Genomic DNA, 24,300 nt, shown 5'->3' with positions numbered 1-24,300 from the left:
GGCTTATGGCCAGGTTCTGCAAAGGGGGCGCATGATAAAATTTGTGATCTTATGCAAGCACCGATAACTGAGGCTTGGCCGGTTACGGTTTAACGACAGTGAAAGAATCCGTTTTGAATGCAACTGAAATGACCGCCGTGTCGGCTGGTAAGCCGGTCCAGCAGCCCGCGCGGCTGATAATTGCCTCCCGCGAGAGCCGCCTGGCCATGTGGCAGGCCGAGCACGTACGCGCGCGATTAGCTTTATTATATCCGCAGTGCAGCATTGAGATACTCGGCATGACGACGCGGGGCGACCAGATCCTCGACCGCGCCCTGTCCAAGGTGGGCGGCAAGGGCTTGTTTGTCAAGGAACTGGAAGTGGCCATGGCCGAAGGCCGGGCCGACCTGGCCGTGCATTCGCTCAAGGACGTGCCGATGGACTTGCCGGAAGGCTTTGAGCTGGCCGCGGTGCTGGAGCGCGAAGACCCGCGCGATGCCTTTGTCTCCAATGATTACGCCAGCCTGGCCGACCTGCCTCCGGGCGCCGTGGTCGGCACCAGCAGCCTGCGCCGCCAGTCGCTGATCGCGGCGCGCTATCCGCACCTGGTCATCCAGCCGCTGCGCGGCAATCTCGATACGCGCCTGGGCAAGCTCGATCGCGGCGAGTATGCCGCCATCATCCTGGCCGCCGCCGGCCTCAAGCGTCTGGGCTTGCCGCAGCGCATACGCAGCGTGCTGGAGCCTGAAACCAGCCTGCCGGCTGCAGGGCAGGGCGCCATGGCCATTGAGATCCTGTCCGAGCGCACTGACGGCGTCGACCTGCGCGCCGTGCTGGCCCCGCTCAATCACCTGGCCACCGCCCAGGCCGTCGCGGCCGAGCGCAAGGTGTCCAAGGTCTTCGGCGGCAGCTGCCAGATTCCGCTGGCCGCCTTTGCCACGGTCGATGGCGGCCAGATGCGCCTGCGCGCCATGGTGGCCACGCCGGACGGCAGTCGCATGGCCAGCGCCGAACTGACAGGTCCTGCCGGCGCGCCCGAAGCGCTGGGCGAACAGGTCTCGCAACTGCTGGCCGACCAGGATGCCAGTGCCATCCTGGCCGCATGCAAGGTGGAGGCCGGCGCGGGCGATGCCTGACGCGGTCATCATCACGCGCCCGCGCGCCCAGGCCGGCGCCCTGGCGCAGCAGGTGGCCGCCCTCGGGCGCGAGGTGGTGCTGCTGCCGCTGCTCGAGATTTCGCCCTTGCCCGACCAGAGCGAGCTGACGGCGCAGCTGGCGCAGCTGGCGCGCTATGCGATGGTGGCCTTTGTGTCGCCCAACGCCATTGACGCCGCGTTTGCCCACATTGCCCACTGGCCGCGCGCCGTCACGCTGGCGGTGCTGGGAGAGGGCAGCCGCGCGGCGCTGGCCCGCCACGGTCTTGACGACGGCAATGCCCGCATCGTCAGTCCGCGCGACCCGGCGCGCAGCGATTCGGAAAACCTGCTGCAGTCGCTCGACCTGACTGCGCTGGCGGGCAAGGAAGTGCTGATCGTGCGCGGCGAAAGTGGTCGCGAACTGATGGCCGACGGCTTGCGCGCGGCCGGCGCCATCGTCACCACGGTGGCGGCGTACCGGCGCCGCGTTCCGGCCATGAGCCCGGCGCTGCGCACGCAGCTGGCCGGCCTGCTGGAGGGCGAAAACGACTGGATCATCACCAGTTCCGAAGCCTTGCGCGGCCTGCGCTCACTGGTGGGGGAGCTCGGTTCGCCGGACGCTGTAGTAAAAATGCAACAGCAGCACCTGATCGTTCCCCATGCCCGCATCGCCGAAACAGCCGCCGCGCTGGGGCTGACCCGTCTCACGCTCTGTGGATCAGGCGACGAACGTCTGCTTGCCGCGTTACAATCACGACCATGAACGATTTGCCTACTTTACCTGACCACAATTCGAAGCCGGCCGGCACTGCGCCGCCGTACGTGAACGCCGCGGCGCCGGCCACCATGACCGACATCTTGCAGCGGCCCATGACGGTTGCCGTCATCGTCATTGCGCTGCTGCTGGCGGCCCATGCCTGGTCAACCCGCAATTCGCTGCAAAAGCTGCGCATCGAGGTGGCCAATCGCCTGCAAAAGGCGGAAGTGGTCAATACGGAGACGGCAGCGACCATGCGCTCGGTGCAGGACCTCACGCGCGACCTGCAGGCCAAGCTCACGGTACTCGACAACCGCCAGCTCGAAGCGCAGAGCCAGCAGCTGGCCCTGGAACAGCTGTACCAGGACCTGTCCAAGAACCGCGATGAATGGGCGCTGGCCGAAATCGAGCAGGTGCTGGCCACGGCGAGCCAGCAGCTGCAGCTGGCAGGCAATGTGCGCGGCGCGCTGATCGCGCTGCAAAACGCCGATCGCTCGCTGTCGCGGTCGGACACGCCGCAATTCATCACCATCCGGCGCGCCATTGCGCGCGATATCGAAAAGCTGCAGGCGCTGCCGGCGCTGGACCTGGTGGGCGTGGCCCTGCGCATCGACAATGCGATCGCCCAGGTCGACACGCTGCCGCTGCTGTCGGACGAAAAGCCGGTGCTGCCGGCCCGGCCGCAGCGCGCTCGCGGCACCGACGCCATCGCCAAGGGGACCGCCCCCGCGGCGCCTGTGGTGGCCGTGAACGAAGGCTATATGGCACGGGCACGCGCGACCTGGAATGCCTGGATTTCCGAACTGTGGGACGAGTTGCGTCAGCTGATCCGGGTGCGCAAGGTCGATACGCCGGAAGCGCTCATGATTTCGCCAGAGCAGACCTATTTCCTGCGCGAGAACCTGAAGCTGCGCTTGCTGAATGCCCGCCTGGCGCTCTTGTCGCGCAACGAAGCGGCGTTTCGGGCCGACCTCGAATCGGCGCAGCTGGCGCTGACTCGCTACTTCGACACGCGCGCGGCGCACACCCAGAGCGTGCAGGCGCTGCTGCGCCAGGTGCAGGCCAATAATGTGGCGATCGAGATGCCGTCGCTGGCCGACAGCCTCAATGCCGTGCGCAACTACAAGTCGAAGCCCTGACCATGCGCGTACTTATCTGGTTGGTGCTCCTGATGGCGGTCGCCATCTCGCTGGCGGTGACGGCGGAATACAATCCCGGCAACGTGGTGCTGTTCTACCCGCCGTACCGGGTCGACATGTCGCTGAACCTGTTCGTGCTGTTGACGATACTGCTGTTCACGTTCATATACGGCTTGCTGCGCGCCCTGCGGGCCACCGTGTCCATGCCGGCGAAAGTGGCGGCCTATCGCCAGCGCAAGCGTGAACGCGACGGCAACAAGGGTTTGCGCGACGCGCTCAAGGCCTTGTTCGAGGGCCGTTTCGGGCACGCCGAAAAGGCGGCCATGCGCGCGGCTGAACTGCCCGAGAACGCCGGCCTGGCCGCGCTGATCGGCGCGCGCGCCGCACACCGCATGCGCCAGTCGGCCCGGCGCGACAACTGGCTGGCCGGCGTGGTCAATGACCCCGCGCTCAAGACGGCGCGTCTGATGACCACCACCGAACTGCTGGTGGACGACCATCAGCCGGAAGCGGCACTGGAAGCGGTGGCCGAACTCAATGCCAGCGGCCAGCGTCACATTCATGCGCTGCAGTGGTCCATGAAGGCGCACCAGCAGGCCAAGAACTGGCCAGAGGTGCTGCGTCTGGTGCGCTCGCTCGACAAGCACAAGGCGCTGCACCCGGCGCTGTCGGCGCGGCTGCGCGAACTGGCCTATGAAGCCATGCTCACCGACAGTTCGCACGATGCCGAATCGATCCAGCGCGTGTGGGCGACCATTCCGAGCGCCGACCGCGTCAAGCCTTACATCGCCGCGCGCGCCGCCACGGCGCTCAATGCCCGGGGGCTGCATGACGAAGCGCGCGCCACGGCCGAGGAAGCGCTGCGGGTGGAGTGGGACGACCGGGTAGTGCGGGCCTATCGCGAAACGGCGGGACCGGCCGGTTCACCATCGCTGCTGGCCCAGATCGAATACTGCGAGGCCTGGATTCGCCAGCGCCCCAACGATGCCGAGCTGGCGCTGACCCTCGGTTCCCTGTGCCTGAAGCAGAAATTGTGGGGCAAGGCGCAGCGCTACCTGGAGCAGGCCTTGTCCGACGCGACCGAGCCGCGCATGGTGCGCGAAGCTCACCTGAAGCTGGCGCAGATGCATGAAGCGCTGGGCCAGCAGGAAGAGGCCAGTGCCCATTTCCGCCAGTGCGCCCTGGCCAGCGTTCTCTAAATACCGGGGTGCCGTTGTTGCGGCGCACCAATCGCAATGTAATTTTCGCTATAATCACGCATCTTTAAAATCCGTATCTAAGGAATTCCCATGAGTTTGAATAAAGTCTCCGCCGGCCGCGACGTGCCTAACGATTTCAACGTCATCATCGAAATTCCGATGAATGCCGATCCGATCAAGTACGAAGTGGACAAGGAGTCGGGCGCGATTTTCGTCGACCGTTTCATGGGCACCGCGATGCACTATCCGTGCAATTACGGCTACGTGCCAAATACCCTGTCGGACGACGGCGACCCATGCGACGTGCTGGTGATCACGCCGTTCCCGCTGATTCCTGGCGTGGTGGTACGCTGCCGCGCCATCGGCATCCTGAAGATGACCGACGAAGCCGGCGGCGATGCCAAGATCCTGGCAGTCCCGGTAGACAAGATCCTGCCGATCTACAAGCACTGGCAAAAGCCGGAAGACCTGCAGGACTTGCGCCTGCAGCAGATCCAGCACTTCTTCGAGCATTACAAGGATCTGGAGCCAGGCAAGTGGGTCAAGATCGAAGGCTGGTTCGGCCCGGAAGAAGCGAAAGCGGAAATCGTCAATGGCGTGGCAGCTTTCAAGAAAGCTGAAAACAAATAAACAGCCGCGAGGCTGGCTGCAAGAAACCGGGTTGTCAGATACCCGGTTTTTTTTCGCCTGAGGCTTTGGGGCGAGCCGTTTTGACGCCGATTTATGTGAACGGTGGCGTACTTGGAAGGTCTAACTATGGAAGGTGAAAAGGCGGGCGCTGCTTGTTTTAAAGCGTCTTTCGTCAGTCGGCATTTTCTTAATATAGGTGACCTATGTCTGTGCAAAGAAACGATCTACCGCCAAATTCCGGCAAGGACCTCGACGGGCACGATACCGATGTGGCAAAAGAGTTGCGCAGTATCTGGCATGAACTCGGGGTAATTCATGCGTCCATGGCTAATATGGTTACCAAGCAAGAACTTGCAGAGGTGCGGCAAGAATTGAAAGGAGAATTGACCCAATTGCGCGAAGCCACCAAGGCAGGTTTTGTGGAGCAGCAGGCAATGATCGATGCCCGTTTCGCTGAGCACCGCCTGCAGGCCAGGGAGGATGTCTGGAGCCTGCGAGCCGATATGAAAACCATGCAGGCAGAGAACCGCGCGGCCATTGCAGATTCCCGCGCCGCGACCGTCACGTGGGTCGCCTGCATTGTGTTTATCGGACAGCTGATACCTGTTCTGGTGCGGGTGGCTGAACGCTATGTGTAAATGCCGCGCCACCTTCACCTGCCGCCGGGGTGAGCGATATCGAAAAAGTAATAATATGTATTTACGGTGCAGTGAATTATTCCGATACTGAGTGACGAGTTCGACCGTACCGGAGGTTCATATGAAACTGACCGCATCGCTGCTCTGTACCGTGCTATGGATGACTGGCTGCCAAACCATGCCCGACACGGCCGACACCACCCCCGCAAAGCTGCGCTTTCGCATCCATTACCACGCCCCCGGCCTGACCACGCCCATGAGCGAAGTGGAGACTACGACTTCCGTCGCAGCCGGGCGCTGCGTCTATGTCAACAGCCCCTTTGGTGTGGTGGCCAATGTCGCCGACAAGGGCGGGGTGCGATCCATTGTCATCGGCCCTTCCGCGTTTTTTGGTGCACTGGCAGCGCGCGCCAATCCGGGCGACATTATCGCCATTCCCGGGCCTGCCGAAACGACACAGACCGTCTCCGGCATGACCTTCCCCAACCCCGGCAAACAGCCGGGCAGTGCGGTAACGCAGGTGCGATTCAGCACGGCCAAGGCCTACGATACCGTCACCTTGTTGACCGTGTATGAATTCAATGGTGCCAACCGGGGTGCATTGCGGGCCACTGCGCGTAACTGGGGTGCGACAACCGGGGTGTCTGAGGTCTACAACTTCTTCGTCGAACGGGCCGATCCGGGCAATCCGGCGCGCCGCGCCGGCATGCCATGCAGCGTGCCGGCCGGCGGCTAGTGTCCTGAGCTGGAAATTCGTGGAATTATCAATGTGGCGAAATCGACCCAAGACAATGAACAAAGCACAGCAAGGCCGAGGCCTTGCGAGCATTTGTGAAGCGGTATTGGGGCGATTGTCGCCGCATTTAATCAACGTATTTATAACTCAGGACACTAGCAAGCCACGGCGATCAGGCGCCCGTGGCCTGCGTTCGGCGCAGTTTCAGCATGCGCAGTTTGCCGACGATCCCCAGCGGGAAGAAGTAAATCGACAGTACAAACAGCACGCCAAGCCACAGCATCCACCGATCCGGATGCAGCGCCTGGGCCAGCACCGGCACGCCTTCGAGCGCGCTGGAGCCCTGGGCCATGAGCGACTTGAGGTAATTCTGGGCGATGATGAAGAGCGTGGCGCCGATCACCGAACCATACATGGTGCCCATGCCCCCGATGACGACAATGAGCAGGATGTCGGTCATCACTTCGAAGCCGAGCATGGTCTTGGGGCCCACGTAGCGCAGCCACAGTGCCATCAGCGCACCTGCCAGGCAGGCCACCAGCGCGGCCAGGCAGTTGGCCCAGATGCGGTACAACACCGTGCGGTAGCCCAGCGCCTCGGCCCGGAATTCATTTTCGCGGATGGCCTGCAGCACACGCCCAAAGGGCGAATTGACCAGCCGTAGCAGGAACAGGAACAGCAGCAGGCAGCCGGCGAAGACGATGTAGTAGGTGAGCAGCTTGCCGTCGAGCGCGCGGCCAAACCACTCGCCTTCCATCAGCGTGAAGCCGGGCGAGAGCAGCTCCGGCACGCTGAAGGTCTTGCCATCCTCGCCGCCGGTGAAATCGGACAGCTGCGACGCGAGCACGGCGAACGAGGACGCCACTGCCAGCGTGATCATGGAGTAAAAAATGGCGCGCACGCGCAGGGCGAACAGGCCCACCACCAGTGCCAGCACCAGCGCCACGGCAATGGCAATCAGGAGGCCCGAAAACAATGCAGTCCATGTCGGCTCCTCCACGCTGGCCAGTCCCAGGCCCACGCCATAGGCGCCGATGCCGAAGAACATGGTGTGGGCGAACGAGACGATGCCGGTATAACCGAGCAGCAGGTCATAGGACGCCACCAGCACGATATAGATGCAGATGGTGGCGGCGGTATTGATCGGCCGCGCGCCGGTGGTGATGAACGGCGCCAGTGCCAGGCCAAGGAAAATCAGCAGCAGGACGATCGACAGGCTGCGGCTGCGCGGCGAATCGCCGGAGAGGAGGCGGGTGAGCATGGGGCGTCCTTAGCGGCGCAGGTTGGAATACATTCCGGCAGGGCGCCAGAGCAGGATCAGCATCATGACGCCGATGTTCGACACCAGCGCCACCTTGGGCGCCAGGAAGCCGGCGTAGTTGCCCACCATGGCCACCAGCAGCGCGCCGATGAAGCAGCCGCCCAGCGAACCGAGGCCGCCGATGATGATCACCACGAACATCATGACCACGATTTCGGCGCCGATGCCGGCGGTCAGGGTTTCCTTGTACAGGCCCCACATCACGCCGCCCAGGCCGGCGAGCGCCGAACCGGCCGCGAATACCGCCACGAACAGGCGCCGGATGCGGTAGCCCATCGCTTCGACCATTTCGCGGTTCTCGACCCCGGCGCGGATCAACAGGCCAAGCTTGGTGCGGTTGAGGATCAGCGACATGCCGACAAACACCACCAGGCCGATCACCACCGCCACCAGCCGGTATTTTTCAATCGCGGCGTCGCCCACGATGATGGCGCCGCGCAGGGCGGTAGGCAGCGGCAGCGGAATCTGCTCCGCGCCCCAGATGACGTTAATGAGCTGCTCGGCCACGATCATGCCGCCCATGGTGATGAGGATCTGCTTCAGATGCTGGCCGTAGACGGGCGCGATGATGATGCGCTCGAAGGCCCAGCCCAGCAGCGCCGTCACCACCATGGCCACCGTGATCGCCAGGGCCAGAACGCCCAGGTTGAGCATGAGCGAATCGACCTCCAGCGACGCCTGCATGGGTATGAGCACCATGGTAGCGGCATAGGCGCCGACCGCAACAAAGGCGCCGTGGCCGAAGTTGAGCACGTCCATGAGGCCGAACACCAGCGTCAGGCCGCTGGCCATCAGGAAGATCATCATGCCCATTGCCAGCCCGGCCACGGTGAGCGTGATCCAGGTGGGGAAGTCTGCCACCAGGGGCAGCGTGATGAGCATGAGTGCCGGTACCAGCAGCAAGGGTGCCCAGTCGCGCGGCGCGGCGGGGAGGGCGGTCTCGGGCGGCGCGGGCGGCACCACGTTGGCGATGGCAGGGGGTGTATGGAGATTCACGGGGGCGTCCTGTTATTGATGCGCGTCGAGCGAGAGCCCGAGCAGGCGGTGTTGCAGGTCCTGGTCGTCCACCAGCTCGCGCATGGCGCCGGCATGGACAATGCGGCCGTCATCCATCACGGCGACGGTGTCGCCGAGCGACTTCACAAAGCTGAAGTTCTGTTCCACCAGCACGATGGTGGTGGTGGCCTTGAGTTCCTGGAAGGCGGCGATCAGGCTCTGGATGATGGCGGGCGACAGGCCCTTGGTCGGCTCGTCGATGAGCAGCAGCTTGCGCGGCTCCACGATGGCGCGCGCGATGGCCACCATTTGTTTCTGTCCGCCGGACAGATTCCCGGCCGGGTAGTGCCAGAATTTTTTCAGGGCCGGGAAAAAGCCAAAAATCCACTCGACGCGCGCCTCGTCGAGCGGCCCGCTGCGCGCGGCCAGGTACAGGTTTTCGCGCACGGTCAGGTCGGAAAACACGGCCATGGACTCGGGCACGTAGGCAATGCCGGCCTGCGCGATGTCGGGCGTGGCCATGGCGCCAATTTCGCGGCCATCAAATGCCACGCTGCCGGCGCTGGCCTTCCACAGACCCATGATGGTGCGCAGGGTGGTGGTCTTGCCGGCCCCGTTGCGGCCCAGGAGCACCGACATGCCACCGTGCGGCACCACCAGGTCCACGCCTTGCAAAATATGATATTCGCCGATGTGCGTATGCACGCCGGACAGTTTGAGCATCGGTTCAGGCATGTTGCGGGGTTCCCAGGTAAGCTTCCTGCACGATCGGCGACGCCATGACTTCGGCCGGATTGCCATCGGCGACCAGGGCGCCGTTATGCAGGACGATGATGCGGTCGGCGAGCGAGCGCACCACGTCCATCTTGTGCTCGACCAGCAGCACGGTCTTGTTGCGCTCGGCCTTGACCTGGTGGATCAGGTCCAGCACCACCGGCACTTCATCCACGCTCATGCCGGCGGTGGGTTCGTCAAACATCATCACGTCCGGCTCCAGTGCCAGCAGGATGGCCACTTCCAGCTTGCGCTTGTCGCCATGCGACAGGAAGATCACCGGCGCATCGCGCCTGTCGGCCAGGGCCACGCGCTCAAGGTAGTGCTGCGCGCGCTCGATCAGCTCCTTGTGGCTGAACCAGATGGAAAACATGTTCATGCCCAGGCCCGCCCGGCTCTGCACTGCAAGGCGCACGTTTTCAATCACTGTCAGGTGGGGGAACAAATTGGTAAGCTGGAAGGCGCGGCCAATCCCCAGGCGCGTGCGCTTCGCTGCGCCATGGGCGGTGATGTCCTGGCCCGCCAGGAATACCCGCCCGCTGGTGGCGGCCAGCTGGCCGGACATGAGATTGAAGTAGGTGGTCTTGCCGGCGCCATTGGGGCCAACGATCACCGTCAGCGTGCCCGGGAAGAATTCAGCCGTGACCTGGTTGACCGCGACGTGGCCGCCGAAGCGAATCGTCAGGTCGCGGGTGGACAGCGATGGCGATGGCTGGCCCATGGTCAGCGCTTGTTCCGCAGCGGCACCGGCAGTTCCCTGGCCGGGATTTCGCGCACCAGTTCCAGCAGGTCCCATTCGTTCTTCTGGTCTTTCTTGATGCGGAAGTGGTACATCGACTGCAAGGCCTGGTGGTCTTCCTTGCGGAAGGTCATCGTGCCTTTTGGCGTATCAAAGGACATGCCTTCCATGGTGGCGATCAGCTTTTCAGTATCGGTGGACTTGGCCTTGGTGAGCGCGGTATGGACCGCGCTGGCCGCGGCAAAGCCGCCGGCGGTGAACATGTCTGGCGGTACCTTGTAGCGCTTGATGTGCTCGGCCACCAGCCAGTCGTTCATCTTATTCTTGGGGAAGTCGTAGTAGTAATAGATGGTGCCCTGGGTGCCGGCAAAGTTCTTCCAGGTTTTCATGACGGGCAGGATGTTCCCGCCCGGTGACAGGATGATGCCGTAGCGTTCCGGCTTCATGTCGGCCAGCTTGTTCATGGGATTGGGACCGGCCCACACGATCTGCAGCAGGCGTGGCTGCGGCTTGTCTTTGAGGACATTGAAGATGCGCTGGGCCTGGGCGGTGAAGTCGGTAGTGGTCTGGGGCGCATATTCTTCGTGCACCACCACGGCCTTGCTGCCGGTAGCGGCCAGCGCTTCGCGGCCGGCCTTGACCGCATCCTTGCCGAAGGCATAGTCCTGGGCCAGGAAGGCGACGCTGCCGCCCTTGAGCGTGCTGGCGGCGGCCATGGCGTCCTGCATGGAATTGCGCGCGGTGCGGAAGATGTAGCGGTTCCACTTGTCGCCGGTGATGGCGTCGGCCACGGCCGGTTCGATGATGAGGATCTTCTTGTACTCCTTTGCCACCGGCAGCATGGCGATCGCAGAACCGGAATAGGTGGTGCCAACGGCGATGTCGGCCTTGTCGTCGCCATAGGCTTCGGCCAGCATGGCGCGCGAGAGGTCCGGCTTGCTCTGGTCGTCCTTGACGATCACCTTGAGCTTGCGCCCGTTGATCTCCATCTTGCCGCCGGTGAGGTATTCAAGGCCCATCATGAAGCCGGTCTCGGTCTCCTTGGCGTAGGCTTCCAGCACGCCGGTCTTGCCGGCGATGAGCGCCACTTTCAGGTCTTGCGCTGCCACGGATCCTGCTGCCAGCGTACCCGCAAATGCCGCCAGGATGGCTGCTACGATGGTGGTTCTTCTTTTCATGCTGTCTCCTCCTTGTTGATGGTGTACTGCCGCTTTAGTCAACCTGCGACAGGAAGCGGGCGATGGCCTCGCGCGCCGGCGGTTCTGTCAGCATGGGCGCATGGCCCACGCCCGGAATGACCGCATATTGCATGGCCGGTGCCGCGCGCCGCATGTAAATGGCCTGTTCGTCTTCCACCAGGTCCGACAGCGCACCGCGCACGAGCAGCGTGGGGCGGTTGCGCGCCAGCCGGCGGAAGGCCATGCGGCCGATCCACGAACTCGAACGCAGCTTGCCGGTCTTGAATGGCATGGCGATATTGGGATCGTACCTCAGTACCAGCTGTCCCTGGTCGTTCTCGGCAAAGGCGCGGTGGGCCCACTTGTTCCACTCACCCATGTCGTTGTCGGGAAAGGCAGGCTGGTTAATGTCACGCATGTAGCATGCAGCCTCTTCCCAGCTGGCGGGCGTGCAGCCCTTGCCCGCATAGCCTGCAATGCGCGCCAGACCTTTTTGCGAGATGACAGGTCCCACGTCATTGAGCACGGCGGCGGCGATCAGCCTGAGGCGCCGCAGTGCCAGCGTCATGGTGATAAGGCCACCCATGGAGGTGCCCACGAATACCGCCCGCCCGATGCCAAGCTCGTGTGCCAGTTTCATGACGTCGCCGGCGTAGGTCATGGGGTTGTAATGGCGGGGATCGGGGTCGCGTGCCGACAGGCCGCGGCCGCGCACATCGACTGCCAGCACGCGCCGGCCCATGGCGGCCATCCACGGGGCCAGCTCGTCGAAGTCGGCCGAGTTGCGCGTCAGGCCATGGATGCAGATCACCGGCAGCCGGGCCGGCCCGCTGTGCGAAGCGTAGTCGCGGGCATACAGCGACAGGCCGTCGTTACTGCTGTAGCTGATGTCGGTAAAGTTGGACACGGCAGGCTTCATCGAATGGTGGAAGGGCGCGGCTGTCCACGGCCGGTTCGGAAACCGGCCGCCGGCAGCCGCAGGCAAACGGCTCGGGCGCGCCTCAGAAGCGGTATTCGAGCGTCGCCGAGACTGTGCGCGGGTTGCCATAGAATGCGGTGAGCGTGCCTTCCATGCCGAGGGTCGGGAAGAAGTAGCCGCCGGTCTTGTAGCGCTCGTCGGTCAGGTTCTTGCCGTGCAGGCCAAGGCGCACCTTGTTGTTGGCGCTGGTCCACAGGATGCTGGCGTCCCACAGGGTGTAGCCTTCCTGGTCCAGTGGCGACTTGAACTCGAACTGCGTCATGTCGTCGCGGTACGAACCGGAGGCCGACAGGCTGATGCGGCCCGCATTGCCCATGGCCGCCATGGGCGTTTCCCAGGTGGCGCGCAGATTGGCCGCGTTCTTGGGCGTATTCTGGAAGAAGCGCTGGTCGGCGATATTGACCGGGGTGACGGTGCCGTTGACGAGCTGGTTGGTCATGAAGCGCGTGTACTCGGCATTGATGTGGCTGTACATGCCGGACATCGAGAAGCTCTCGGTCAGGCGTGCACTGGCCTCGATTTCGATACCGCGGATCTTGGCCTTGCCGGCGTTGGTGGTCACGCCTGCGAAGCTGTCGTCCACGCCGTCGCCATTGGTATCGATGGCGATGGAGCCGGGGATTTGCACGTCCTTGTAATCGCTGTCAAACAGGGCGATGTTGGTCAGCACGCGGCCACCGGCGTACTGCGACTTGAGGCCAAGTTCGATGGAGTCGATGGTCTCGGGCAGGTAGCCTGCGCGGGCGATGGCTTGCGTCACGCGGCCGCCGACCACGTTCATGCGCGGGTCGAAGCCGCCGCCCTTGAAGCCGCGTGCGTACGATGCGTACAGATTGTGGGCGTCCGACATCTGGTAGGCCAAACCCACTTTGGGCGTGAACTTCTTGTCCTTGCGCTCGAGTTCTCCGTTGGTGAAGTCGGTATCGGTGCGGATAAATACCGCGCCCGGGTTGCCCAGTTCCGGTGTGCCGTTGGCGCCCGCGTAGGCCTGGCGCAGGATGGTTGCCTTGCGCTCGTCCACCGTGTAGCGTCCGCCCAGCGAGAAGCTCAGGGTGTCGCTGATGTCAAAGCTGGCGTCGGCAAACACGGCCCATGCCTTGGTGTCGATATCGCCCTTGGTGTAGGTGGAGGATGGGAAGCTCACCGTTGGCGACAGGGGCGTGACGAGGATGGTATCAAAGATGTTAAAGGCGTTGGCATCGATGTAGTACACGCCGGCCACACCCTGCAGCCTGGCGCCGGTGTAGGTGGCCTGGAGTTCCTGGCTGAACTGCTTGTTGCGGTACAGGGCCGGCACGTGGAAGTCGGTCACGGGCAGGGCGTCGAAGTCGATCGGCGCGTACGAGGTGTCCTTGCGCGAGGCGGTCACGGATTTGAGCGTGAGCGTGTCGCTCATGCGGTATTCGACCAGGGCGGCCACGCCATGGGCCTTGACTTCCTGCTCCTTGCCCAGTGCCAGGTTCAGGTTGGCGCGGGTATCGTATTCGTTCTCTAGCACGGGCGCGCCGCTGGTACGGCCAACCGTCAGGCGGTGGCCGTTGCGCGGATGCGAATCGTCCTGGGTGGCATCGCCCGAGAGGCGAATGAACAGCTCCGGCGTGGGCGTGAATTCGGCCGACAGGCGCGCGGCCGTCAGGTCCTTGTCGTAGTTGGGCTGGCCGTTGAACAGGTTGGTGCCGAAACCGTCGCGCACGAATTTGCCGAACGAGCCCCCGATGCGCACCGTTTCCGAGACCGGCGTGCTGACCGTGACCACGCCTTCGCGCTGGTCGTAGCTGCCCAGGGTGACGCGCACGCGCGCATCGGGACGTGGACCGAGCTTGCGGGTTACGTACTTGACGGCGCCGCCAATGGTGTTGCGGCCGTACAGCGTGCCCTGCGGGCCGCGCAGCACTTCGATGCGCTCGACGTCGTAGATCTCGGCCACGGCGCCCTGGGGACGGGCCAGGTAAATGTCGTCGAGGTAGATGCCGACACCGGCCTCAAAGCCGGCCAGTGGATCTTGCTGGCCCACGCCGCGGATGAACGCGGTGAGCGTGGAATTGGTGGCGCGCGAGGCCTTGAGCGTGGTGTTGGGCAGCGACAGGGCCAGGCCGGTGATGTCCGGGATGCCCTGCTTGGACAGCTGCTCGGCATTGAACGCGGTAACGGAGACGGGAACGTCCTGCAGCGTTTCTTCGCGGCGGCGAGCGGTCACGACGACCACGTTGGGATTGTCGGCCGATACGGCCGGTGCTCCAGACTCGGTTTGGGCGTAGGCATAACCCGTGGAGCCACCGGTCAGGGCCAGGACAGCCGCGGCGGTGCGATTCAGAAGCAGGCGGCGCGCAGGTGCATTTTTATTGGTAAGACGCATGACGAATGTCTCCTAGATTTTTATGTGGTATGCGCCTGCCCAGCTGGCATGAATCGCATGGCAGGCAGTGTGCGCTTAAACCATTTTGTGCGAAAGATAACAAGCCGCCCAATGGTTGTGCATTAATGCACAACCCCAGGCGGTCTCATGCTACTACAGGGCGTACGTACAAAAACCTCAGTCCGTTTGATGCATCGCAAGGTGCGTTTCATCGGGTTTGGGTGTAAGTTGTGCGCAAGCGCACAATATGCTGCGCAGATAAGAAATGACGAGACATCCATGAATACCTTGCCCGAGTGGACCGACCTGCGGTTCTTCCTGGAGCTGGCGCGCGCCGGCACCCTCTCTGGTGCCTCGCGCCGGCTAGAGGTGGAACACACCACGGTGGCGCGCCGCATCGACCGCCTTGAGGCGCAGCTTGGCACGACCCTGTTCGACCGCAGCCGCGAAGGCTACGAATTGACCGAGATGGGCCTGGCGCTGCTGCCGCATGCCGAAGCGATGGAAAGCGCCGCCCTGGCCGCCACCGAACAGTTGAACGGCGAAGCGGTGGCCGTGCATGGCGTGGTGCGGCTGGGGGTGCCCGAATTGTTCGCCGTGCGCGTGGTGGCGCCGTTGCTGGTCAACCTGTTGCAGGCCAATCCCGAGCTGTCGGTGGACTTGCTGGTGCTGCCGCGCTTTGCCAACCTGGCCAACCGCGAGGCCGACCTGGGCGTGATGCTCGATCCGCCCACCACCGGTCGCTACATGATCACGCGCCTGGCCACGTTTCGCCTGTACGTGTACGCGGCGCCGTCATACCTGGCGCGCCATCCGCCCATACGCCAGCACGCCGACCTGGCCCAGCATGATTTTGTCGATTACGTGCAGGACCGCCTGGCCAGCCGCGAGCTGACCTACCTGGACGAACTGGGATTCACCCCGCGCCGGCGCCTGTGCTGCACCGGCATGCCGGCGCAGATCGAGGCGGCGGCCCTGGGCATGGGACTGATCATGGCGCCGCCCTATGCCGTGCCTGACGATGGCCGGCTGGTCCCGGTGCTGGACCAGTTTTTTGCCGAGCGATCGTTTTGGCTGGCGGCCCCTACCGACCTGTACCGCCTGCAGCGGGTGCGCGCCGTGTGGAACATGCTGCGCGAGTATGCGGACAGCAAACCCGCGCTGTTCGTGCATGGCGACGGCGAGCCCGCGCGCCCGCGGGCCAGGCGTGGCTAGGGGGCGGGAGTGGGCGCCTCAGCCGCTTTCTCCACCATCACCGGCAGTGGTCCGTTGGTCCCGTCGTCGAGCACGATGAGACTGGTGGGCACGCGGTAGGTCCAGGCTTCACCTTCGGGCACCCCTGCTTCGCCCTGGGCGTTGATCTCGATGACTTCGCAGTTCATGCGCACCAGCTCATCATCGGCCGGCACCACCGCGATGTCGAGCACCACGCCGGTCTGCAGGTAGACCGCCGCCGCGTGCTCGAAGTTTTTACGCACCGGCAGGATCACCGAGGCAAAGCCCGCGTTGAGGAAGGCCGTGAACACGCTGTCACCCTGCTGCACGAAGTTGTGTGCGCCCCAACCGCTCTCCTGGCCGAAGAAATAGGGTTGGAAGCTGTACGTCATCTGCTCCCACTCGAAGGCGACCTCGACGAAACGTACTTCGCGCGCCGCTGCCTCCAGGTTGGCCACCTGTATGGTGGGCCGGCCACTGAGGTCCACTGCCGGTGCCGGGGTGGGCTGAGCGCCGCCGGCGCGCACGATCTCGATGATGGCGCGTTTGAGTTCGGCCCGTTCGATGGCGCGCATGTGCGGTTCCGTGATCACTGCCTCGGCCACTTGGGCGCGGTAAGCGGCCAGCTTGCGCTCGTACTCTTCCTGGATGATCTGGTAGCTGGCCAGCTGCCATTGTTCCACGGCGCGCTGGGTACGCGTCCACACAATGTAGAAGTTCACCGTGAACTGCTCCACCGCGCCCCAGGCAGTGGCGCTGTACGGCACCGCGTCGGTATCGGCATTGAGCTGCTGCGGCGGGATGGCAGTGTCGCCTTCCACCGTGCTGGTAAAGAGCAGCGTGCCGATGCTGGCCGTGACCCCGCCTTCACCACTGGCGCCGTACCACGAGATGGATACGCCCGCGCTGCCGGCCTGGTAGCCGCGTTCCAGCGCCTGGGTGCGCTCAAAGGTGCCCCCTTGCGAAGTGCGCAGCAGGTTGAGGGGCACGTCGTCAGGCAGGCTAAAGCCCGACGAGGTGACCTGCGCGAACTCGGTGATGGCTGCCAGCGGCGGAGGCGGCAGCACCACGCCATATTGCGCGGCCAGTGCCGCCCAGTTGGTGTCGTTGATTTGTGCCGGCGTCACGGTAGGCCGCACCGGCACGGGCGCGGCAAACGGGGCGATGCCAGGCTGCTGCGCCAGCAGGTATTTGAACAGGGCCGCTGGTGCCGGCACCATGATCTCGTACATGGCGCGCGCACCATGGTTGTAGACCTGCGCCTGGTACACCTTGTCGACCCAGCGGTACTGCGCCTTGATGTGGGCGTTGCCCTTGGCATGCTGCTTGTGGATGATGGTTTCCTGCACCTCCGACAGCACGTTGCGCCAGCGGTACTGGCCCACGCTCTGGCGTGTCAGAGCCAGCGCGCGGTTGATGATTTCGCGCGAGCGGCGCAGGTCTTCGCCGCGCGCACTGTCGCGGCCCCGGCCGCTGTTGGCGAAGGTCGAACCATTGACCGTCACCTGGCCGTAGGTGCCGGACAGGTTGATGCTGCTGTTGCTGTCCTGGTTTTCGCGCGCCGAGATGTAGGTCCACTGGCTCACTTCAAAGCGGTCGGCGCTCTGGCTTTCGCGCCACTGCTCGGTGGAGCGGTCGCTGTAGTCCGTTACCCCCTGTTCGGCGCGCTGCAGGCGCGAGTGGTGGCGCTCGCGTTTTTCGCCGTCGATGACGTTGTCGATGTGTGCCAGTTCGCCTTTTTCATACTTGACCAGTACCTGCCTGACCACGCGTAGATCGGTCACGCCCACGGGCCGCACGCCAAAGGCGCCAATGCTGCCTGCCTGCTGCGCCGCTGGCGGGGCGGCCGGGAGGCGCGCTTCGGCCAGGACCAGGTCTGCCATCTGGCGCCGCACTTCGTCAAGCAGCGTGTAGGGGCTCACGCCGGCGCTGGGAATCTGCGCCTGGTTGAGGGCCTCGATCAGCGCTGCATTCTGCTCGCGAAAGCGCTGGCTCAAATCAGCGGCGGGCCGGAAATGAAAGGCGCGCTCGGCACCCGGTTCCGCCGCAAACTGGGGCAGGGTGACAGGCGCCGGAATCTCTACCGGACCGCCCTGATCGATGGCGGCGGCCAGGTCCTGCTCCAGCTTGCCCAGCTGCGCCAGGCGCTCGGTCAGGCGCGCGCGGGTGGCAGCGCTGTCTTGCGCCTGGCGCGCGCTGGCCAGCGCTGTGGCGCTGCGGTGCTCGTCGCGGCGCGAGCGCATGAACTGCTCGAACGATGCGGGCAGGCGCACCACTGGATGTCGTGCGGCGGCCAGCTGCTCGGGGGCGATCAGGCCGCTGCCGGCAAGTGCGGCCGATTTCAGCAGGCCGGCCTGGCCCATCAACTGCTGGGTACGGCGTAGTTGCGCAGTGTCGGCATTCCCGGTGCTGATGCCTTGCAGGTACAACTGCCAGAGCGAAGTGAGCAGATCGCCGGCCCGGCCGCCAGCGTCGCCTGCCGTGGCGCCGGGAAAAATAGTGACAGCGGGGAAGGGCGCCCGCTCGCCCGGCGCCAGCTGGGCATCGACCTGCAGTTCCAGTCCCGGGCGACCGCTGAGCGCCTGCCATTTGTTTTCGAGTTCCTGCAGGCGCGTTCCGAAATCCTGTTCAGGCGCGCTGGCGAGCCATTGCGGAACCGCCTGGTCGTCCTCAAGTTCCAGCACGCCGGCCGGTACGGTGGCGGCGCCGGCTGCCCGCGCGCTGGCGAAACGGAATAGTTCCTCGGCATTCTCGATTGCGTGTGACATGATAGCTCCCGTTGATGAAGTGACCGTTCATCTTCGGGCAGCCGCTCATCGAGCGGCTGAGCCTGCATCAGTGCGAGGATCGACGCTCCTCAATCTTTGGCCGGATAGTTCAGGTGCAATGGAACTTAATCGTGGCAACAAATACACAGCTTGTTGCCATCCAGATCGCGGAAATAGGCACCGTAAAAATTGGGGTGGTAGTGCGGGCGCAGGCCAGGTTCGCCTTCGCTGCTGCCGCCTTGTTCCAGCGCGACGGCATACGCAGCATCCACCGCAGCACGCGAGTGCGCCAGCAGGGCCACCATCTGGCCATTGCCGGGTGCCGCATGCTGGCCGTTAAAGGGACGCCCGACCACAAACAATGGCCGGGGCTGGCCTGGCGCGGTCCAGCCGGCCCACGACTTGGTTGGCTCGGCAAACTTGATCTGCATGTCCAGGGTGTCCATGACCGCCGAGTAGAAGACCAGCGCCCTTTCGAAGTTTTCAACGCCAACATAGACATGAGAAATCATTGCGGATCCTTGAAGGGATTGCGATCGTTCAGTTCGTCCATGTACTCATCGATGCCGCCTTTCTCGCGCGCCAGGAAGCGTTCGATCGCATCGGCAAATGCCGGATGGGCCAGCCAGTGGGCCGACCAGGTTTTGGTCGGCAGAAACCCGCGCGCCATCTTGTGCTCGCCCTGGGCACCACCTTCAAACACGGCAATTTTTTTCTCGATGCAAAACTCCAGTGGCTGATAGTAGGACGTTTCAAAATGCAGGCAGTCAACGTATTCCAGTTCGCCCCAATAGCGGCCAAACAGCGTCGTCGCGTCATGGATGACGAGTGAGGCGGCAATCGGCTGGCCATGGCGTTCGGCAATGACGAGCAAGATATTGTGCGCCATGGTGCGGCCAATACGCTGGAAAAAATCGAGGTTAAGGTAAGGCGTGGAGCGGTGCGCCTGGTAGGTGCGCTGGTAGCAGCGGTTGAAAAAGCGCCAGTCGGCGTCGGTGGCGTCCACCCCGCGCAGGCGGCGCATGGTGACGCCGGCATCGGCCACCTTGCGCCGCTCGGCGCGGATATTCTTGCGTTTCTTTTTTTCCAGCGTGGCGAGAAATTCCTCGAAGTTCGCGTAACCGGGATTGAGCCAGTGGAACTGCACGCCGCTGCGCAGCATGAACCCGGCCTGTTCCAGCTGCGGGGCCATCTCCGGCGGCGGGTACAGGATGTGGGTGGAGGATACGGGCGAGGCTTCCTGCGTGCCGCGCAAAACGTCGAGCAGGGCGCCGAGCGCTGCTGCGTTTCTGGCCATCAGGCGCGGCCCGGTGACGGGCGTGAACGGGATGGCCGAGAGCAGCTTGGGATAGTACTCCACGCCGTTGCGGTGGTAAGCGTCAGCCCAGGCCCAGTCAAACACGTACTCCCCGTATGAATGCGACTTGACGTACAGCGGCATGGCGGCCACCAGCTCCTCGCCGTCATACAGGACGATGAACTGCGGCTGCCATCCGGTTTCCGCGCAGGCGCTGCCCGATTCGTGCAGGGCATGCAGGAAAGCGTAGGACAGGAAGGGGTTGCTGCGCGCCTGCGAAGAAGCCAGTGCGTCCCAGACGGGCTGGCCCACCTCGGCGAGAGAAGAAACGATATGCGTGCGATAATTCATGGAACCATTCTACGCAAAAAGGCGCGTCCCGTTGTTTCGACCCGTGGCCGCGCCCGCACATGAGGAAAGCACTGGATGACCGACGAATTTTTCAATCTGTATTCGCATGGTTTCGCGCGTGTCGCCGTCGCCATACCCCGCTGCAAAATCGCCGACCCGGCATTCAATGCCGCTCAGACCATCGCGCTGGCGCGCCAGGCGCAGGAGCGTGGCACGGCCCTGGTGGTGTTCCCCGAACTGGGCCTGTCGGCCTACACCTGCGACGACCTGTTCCATCAGTCGGCGCTGCTGGACGCTTCCATCGCGGCCCTCGACACGGTGGTGTCGGCCTCGCACGACATTGACCTGGTAATGATCGTGGGCCTGCCGCTGCGGGTCGATCACCAGCTGTTCAATTGCGCGGCCGTGGTGGCCAAGGGACGCATCCTGGGCCTCGTGCCCAAGACCTTCCTCCCCAATTACAACGAGTTCTACGAAGCGCGCCAGTTCAGCCCCGCCGCCAGTGCCGTGGCCACCCAGGTCCAGTTGCTGGGGCAGGACGTGCCATTCGGCGCCAATTTGCTGTTCGACGTGGCCAATGTGGCCAACCTGCGCTTTCACGTGGAGATCTGCGAAGACGTGTGGGTGCCGATTCCGCCGTCGTCGTTTGGCGCGCTGGCCGGCGCCACGGTGCTGGTGAACCTGTCGGCCTCCAATATCCTGGCCGGCAAGAGCTACTACCGCCACCAGCTGGTGGCGCAGCAGTCGGCGCGCTGCCTGGCCGCGTATCTGTACAGCTCCGCGGGCCTTGGCGAATCGACCACCGACCTGGCCTGGGACGGGCAGGCACTCATTTATGAAAAGGGCGAGCTGCTGTCCGAGTCCGAGCGCTTTCTGGACGACTCGCACATGATCTTTGCCGATGTGGACCTGGAGCGCCTGTCGCGCGACCGCATGCGCCAGACGACCTTTGGCGACTCGGTGCGGCGCCACGCGGCCGAGGTAGCGCAGTTCCGCGTGGTGCGTTTCGAACTGCCGGTGGCGCGCAGCGAGGCGCTGCCGCTGCAGCGTGCCATTGCCCGCTTCCCGTACGTACCGGCCGACGCGGCCCTGCGCGATGAGCGCTGCACCGAGGTGTACAACATCCAGGTGCAGGCCCTGGTGCAGCGCCTGTCGCAGGCCGGCATCCAGAAGGTGGTGATCGGCGTCTCCGGCGGACTCGATTCCACGCAGGCGCTGCTGGTCTGTGCCAAGGCCATGGACCGCCTGGGACTGCCACGCGCGAATATCCTTGCCTACACCATGCCGGGATTTGCCACCAGCGAGCGCACGCTGCGCCAGGCGAACGAGCTGATGGAGGCCATTGGTGCCACCGCCCAGACCATCGACATTCGTCCGAGCTGCATCCAGATGCTCAAGGATCTGGGGCATCCCTATGCGGAAGGGAAGGAGGAATACGACATCACGTTTGAAAACGTGCAGGCCGGCGAACGCACCAGCCACCTGTTCCGGCTGGCGAACTTCCACAATGCGATCGTGATCGGTACCGGTGACCTGTCCGAACTGGCGCTGGGCTGGTGTACCTACGGCGTGGGCGATCATATGTCGCACTACAACGTCAACGGCAGCGTGCCCAAGACGTTGATCAGCCACCTGGTGCGCTGGGTGGCAGAGAAAGGCGTGATCGGCACCGAAGGCTCGGCCACACTGCTGGCGGTGCTCGAGACCGAAATCAGTCCTGAACTGGTGCCCGGCAGGGAAGGCGACGCCAAGCCTGCACAAAGCACCGAGTCGAGCATTGGCCCGTATGAACTGCAGGACTTCAACCTGTACCACATCCTGCGCTATGGCTTTGCGCCGTCCAAGGTGGCGTTTTTGTCTTACTCGGCGTGGCACGAGCGCCATTCGCTGGCGACCATCAAGAAGCACCTCGGCACCTTTGTGTGGCGCTTCTTCAAGACCAGCCAGTTCAAGCGTTCCTGCGTGCCGAACGGGCCCAAGGTCGGCACCGGCGGTTCGCTCTCGCCACGCGGCGACTGGCGCGCGCCGAGCGACTCCGAAGCGACCGTGTGGCTGGAGGACCTGAAGAAGATCCCGGATGTCGATTAAAATAACGTCAACATGCCACTAATGAAGGAGTAGCGATGAAACAGATTACCTGTGTGATCAAGCCGTTCAAGCTGGACGAGGTGCGCGAAGCGCTGGCAGACGTGAACGTGACGGGCCTGACGGTTACTGAAGTGAAGGGTTTCGGCCGCCAGAAGGGCCATACGGAACTGTATCGGGGCGCCGAATATGTCGTCGATTTCCTGCCGAAGGTGAAGATCGAAGTGGTGGTCGACGACGCCATGTGCGACCAGGTCGTGGACGCCATCATCAAGGCTGCGCGCACCGGCAAGATCGGTGACGGCAAGATCTTTGTGCAAGATGTGGAGCAGGTGATTCGGATCCGGACTGGCGAGACGGGGCCCGATGCGGTTTAAAGTTTGACAAAGTAAGCGTTCCCGCCATGCTCCCGGCGGGGCGGATGGGGCGGCGTCCCCCACGGCGTTTGAGATGCATGCCAGGCGCTTGTTAGGTAAGCGGCCAACGCGCCCACCTTCCATTGGCGCCTAGCGCTGTGTAGAGTTTGCGAACGGTAGCAGCGAATCGATCTTGCTGTTGGGGCAGGTGGGAAGTTTTTCGAGAGTGTCGGCCAGCCAGCGTGCAGGATCGAGACCATTGAGTTTGGCGGTAGCGAACAGGCTTTGGATGGCGGCGGCGCGGCGGCCCGCTCGCTCGGAGCCAGCAAACAGCCAGTTCTTCTTGCCGATGGCGATGGGACGTATCGCGTTCTCGACCGGGTTATTGTCGATCGGCAGGCTGCCCGAGCTGGCATAGCGCTGCAGCGCTGGCCAGCGCTTGAGGGCGTGCTCGATGGCCTTGGCCGTGCCGCTGCCGACAGCAACGCTGCGCTGGGACGCCAGCAGCCACGCGTGCAGGTCGGCCAGGGCCGGGAGGGCGTGCTGCTCACGCAATGCGGCCCGCTGTTGCGGCGTCATGCCCGCCGCTTGTTGCTCGATAGCGTACAGCAGCCCAATGCGCCGCAGCGCCTCCTCGGCAACCGGGCTGCCGCTGGCGGCGTGCATGTCGAAGAATTTTCGTCGAATGTGAGCCAGGCAAGCGAGTTCGGTGGGGCCTGCCGTAAACAGCGCTTTATAGCCGACGTAGTCGTCCACCATCAGATGCCCGCGCCAGTCCTGCAGGAAGGCGCGGGCATGGGCGCCAGCCCGGCTGGCCTGGTAATCGAACACGACCATTGAAGGTCCATCGTCGAGCGCATTGGAGCGGTAGGCCCACAGATAGGCGTGTTTGGTCTTGCCGCTGCCGGGATCGAGCTGGCGCACCGGTGTTTCGTCGGCATGCAGGCAACTTCGTTCCCTGAGCAGTTCGGCCAGCCGGTCAGCCAGCGGCTGCAAGGCCACGCCGATGCGTCCGATCCACTCGCCCAGTGTGGAGCGTGCCAGCGGCACACCGTCGCGCGCCGCGATCTGCTCGATGCGGTACAGCGGCAAATGATCAAGGTACTTGCACACCGCGATCCAGGCCAGCAACCCAACAGCGGCCATGCCGCCGTCAATGACCGCTGGCGGGATCGGCGCCGCCGTCACCGTCTCGCATGGCCGGCACGCATACTGCGGGCGGATGTGGCGATGCACGAAGAAGCGCGCAGGTTCCACGTCCAGCTGTTCGCTGACGTCTTCGCCGATCTTGACCAGGTCGGCGCCACACTGGCCGCACTGGCACGACTCAGGCTCATGGTGGTGTTCGATGCGCTCCAGGTGCGCTGGCAAGGGCTGGCGACCAGCGCGCTTGCGCTGCCGTTTCACCGGTGCCTGCACTTCCAGTTCCTCGTTGATGGCTGCCAGATCCGTATCGACCGTTTCCTCGAACAGCAGGCGCTGCTCCCCGACCAATGCTTCGCTGGCCTTGCCGAAGCGAACCCGCTTGTAGTACGCCAGTTCGTGCGTCAGCGCGGTGATCTTGAAGTTCTTCTCGGCCAGCACTGCATCGCGCTGCGCCAACAGCGCCTGCACTCTCGCCATTGCGGCAGGGGCGATATCCAGATCGGCAAGTTCGGCAGGCAGGTTCAT

21 protein-coding genes are annotated in these 24,300 nt (G+C 63.9%); 10 read left to right on the top strand and 11 right to left on the bottom strand.

Annotated elements, in window-relative coordinates; genetic code table 11:
• Window positions 1–128 precede the first annotated feature (128 nt).
• From hemC to KY495_RS00395, 7 genes are all read left to right on the top strand, one after another.
• Complete coding sequence (gene hemC, locus KY495_RS00425; protein WP_219883992.1) at window positions 129–1,115, top strand: hydroxymethylbilane synthase; 987 nt, start codon at window positions 129–131, stop codon at window positions 1,113–1,115.
• Window positions 1,108–1,878, top strand: coding sequence for a uroporphyrinogen-III synthase (locus KY495_RS00420; protein WP_219881825.1), 771 nt, complete (start codon window positions 1,108–1,110; stop codon window positions 1,876–1,878). Before hemC ends, KY495_RS00420 begins: the two co-directional genes overlap by 8 nt.
• A complete protein-coding gene (locus tag KY495_RS00415; RefSeq protein ID WP_219881824.1) occupies window positions 1,875–3,011 on the top strand; it encodes a uroporphyrinogen-III C-methyltransferase in 1,137 nt (378 codons plus the stop codon). Before KY495_RS00420 ends, KY495_RS00415 begins: the two co-directional genes overlap by 4 nt.
• Before the next feature lie 2 nt (window positions 3,012–3,013).
• Window positions 3,014–4,210: a heme biosynthesis protein HemY gene (locus tag KY495_RS00410; protein WP_219881823.1), complete on the top strand. Its 1,197-nt coding sequence runs from the start codon at window positions 3,014–3,016 to the stop codon at window positions 4,208–4,210.
• A gap of 90 nt (window positions 4,211–4,300) precedes the next feature.
• Window positions 4,301–4,840, top strand: a complete 540-nt coding sequence (ppa, locus tag KY495_RS00405; protein ID WP_219881822.1) for an inorganic diphosphatase — start codon at window positions 4,301–4,303, stop codon at window positions 4,838–4,840.
• Window positions 4,841–5,043: 203 nt separating this feature from the next.
• The gene (locus KY495_RS00400) at window positions 5,044–5,478 is read left to right on the top strand and encodes a hypothetical protein (RefSeq protein ID WP_219881821.1); all 435 of its coding nucleotides are present in this window, start codon (window positions 5,044–5,046) and stop codon (window positions 5,476–5,478) included.
• Window positions 5,479–5,599: 121 nt separating this feature from the next.
• A complete protein-coding gene (locus KY495_RS00395) occupies window positions 5,600–6,214 on the top strand; it encodes a hypothetical protein (RefSeq protein WP_219881820.1) in 615 nt (204 codons plus the stop codon).
• A 172-nt stretch (window positions 6,215–6,386) separates the two neighbouring features.
• Here KY495_RS00395 and KY495_RS00390 read toward each other — a convergent pair whose 3' ends face one another.
• The 7 genes from KY495_RS00390 to KY495_RS00360 form a co-directional block, all read right to left on the bottom strand.
• On the bottom strand, window positions 6,387–7,475 hold the full coding sequence (locus tag KY495_RS00390) for a branched-chain amino acid ABC transporter permease (protein ID WP_219881819.1): 1,089 nt from the start codon (window positions 7,473–7,475) through the stop codon (window positions 6,387–6,389).
• Between the two features lie 9 nt (window positions 7,476–7,484).
• Window positions 7,485–8,531 carry a branched-chain amino acid ABC transporter permease gene (locus KY495_RS00385; protein WP_374040976.1) on the bottom strand — a complete coding sequence of 349 codons (1,047 nt, stop codon included), beginning with the start codon at window positions 8,529–8,531 and terminating at the stop codon, window positions 7,485–7,487.
• Window positions 8,532–8,543: 12 nt separating this feature from the next.
• Window positions 8,544–9,266 carry an ABC transporter ATP-binding protein gene (locus tag KY495_RS00380; protein ID WP_219881818.1) on the bottom strand — a complete coding sequence of 241 codons (723 nt, stop codon included), beginning with the start codon at window positions 9,264–9,266 and terminating at the stop codon, window positions 8,544–8,546.
• On the bottom strand, window positions 9,259–10,026 hold the full coding sequence (locus tag KY495_RS00375) for an ABC transporter ATP-binding protein (RefSeq protein WP_219881817.1): 768 nt from the start codon (window positions 10,024–10,026) through the stop codon (window positions 9,259–9,261). The genes KY495_RS00380 and KY495_RS00375 overlap by 8 nt, the downstream gene beginning before the upstream one ends.
• Before the next feature lie 2 nt (window positions 10,027–10,028).
• Window positions 10,029–11,222, bottom strand: coding sequence for a substrate-binding domain-containing protein (locus tag KY495_RS00370; RefSeq protein WP_219881816.1), 1,194 nt, complete (start codon window positions 11,220–11,222; stop codon window positions 10,029–10,031).
• A 34-nt stretch (window positions 11,223–11,256) separates the two neighbouring features.
• A complete protein-coding gene (locus KY495_RS00365) occupies window positions 11,257–12,129 on the bottom strand; it encodes an alpha/beta fold hydrolase (protein WP_219881815.1) in 873 nt (290 codons plus the stop codon).
• Window positions 12,130–12,223: 94 nt separating this feature from the next.
• On the bottom strand, window positions 12,224–14,557 hold the full coding sequence (locus KY495_RS00360) for a TonB-dependent receptor (protein ID WP_219881814.1): 2,334 nt from the start codon (window positions 14,555–14,557) through the stop codon (window positions 12,224–12,226).
• A 279-nt stretch (window positions 14,558–14,836) separates the two neighbouring features.
• Here KY495_RS00360 and KY495_RS00355 point away from each other — a divergent pair, with 279 nt between their 5' ends.
• The gene (locus KY495_RS00355; RefSeq protein ID WP_219881813.1) at window positions 14,837–15,772 is read left to right on the top strand and encodes a LysR family transcriptional regulator; all 936 of its coding nucleotides are present in this window, start codon (window positions 14,837–14,839) and stop codon (window positions 15,770–15,772) included.
• Here KY495_RS00355 and KY495_RS00350 read toward each other — a convergent pair.
• The 3 genes from KY495_RS00350 to KY495_RS00340 form a co-directional block, all read right to left on the bottom strand.
• A complete protein-coding gene (locus KY495_RS00350; RefSeq protein WP_219881812.1) occupies window positions 15,769–18,540 on the bottom strand; it encodes a hypothetical protein in 2,772 nt (923 codons plus the stop codon). The two genes, KY495_RS00355 and KY495_RS00350, sit on opposite strands and share 4 nt — an antisense overlap.
• 125 nt (window positions 18,541–18,665) lie before the next feature.
• Window positions 18,666–19,052, bottom strand: coding sequence for a VOC family protein (locus KY495_RS00345; protein ID WP_219881811.1), 387 nt, complete (start codon window positions 19,050–19,052; stop codon window positions 18,666–18,668).
• Complete coding sequence (locus KY495_RS00340; protein ID WP_219881810.1) at window positions 19,049–20,188, bottom strand: GNAT family N-acetyltransferase; 1,140 nt, start codon at window positions 20,186–20,188, stop codon at window positions 19,049–19,051. Before KY495_RS00340 ends, KY495_RS00345 begins: the two co-directional genes overlap by 4 nt.
• Before the next feature lie 75 nt (window positions 20,189–20,263).
• Between KY495_RS00340 and KY495_RS00335 the strand changes: the two genes are divergently transcribed.
• Window positions 20,264–22,276 carry an NAD(+) synthase gene (locus KY495_RS00335; RefSeq protein ID WP_219881809.1) on the top strand — a complete coding sequence of 671 codons (2,013 nt, stop codon included), beginning with the start codon at window positions 20,264–20,266 and terminating at the stop codon, window positions 22,274–22,276.
• Between the two features lie 35 nt (window positions 22,277–22,311).
• Window positions 22,312–22,650, top strand: coding sequence for a P-II family nitrogen regulator (locus KY495_RS00330; RefSeq protein WP_219881808.1), 339 nt, complete (start codon window positions 22,312–22,314; stop codon window positions 22,648–22,650).
• A 129-nt stretch (window positions 22,651–22,779) separates the two neighbouring features.
• On the opposite strand, the gene KY495_RS00325 is transcribed toward KY495_RS00330, so the two are convergent.
• Complete coding sequence (locus KY495_RS00325) at window positions 22,780–24,300, bottom strand: IS66 family transposase (RefSeq protein ID WP_219881120.1); 1,521 nt, start codon at window positions 24,298–24,300, stop codon at window positions 22,780–22,782.

The organism is Massilia sp. PAMC28688 (genome assembly GCF_019443445.1).
Classification (GTDB): domain Bacteria; phylum Pseudomonadota; class Gammaproteobacteria; order Burkholderiales; family Burkholderiaceae_D; genus Telluria_A.
Note: the sequence above shows the minus strand (reverse complement) of the source record. Positions and strands in the feature narration are given on the sequence as shown.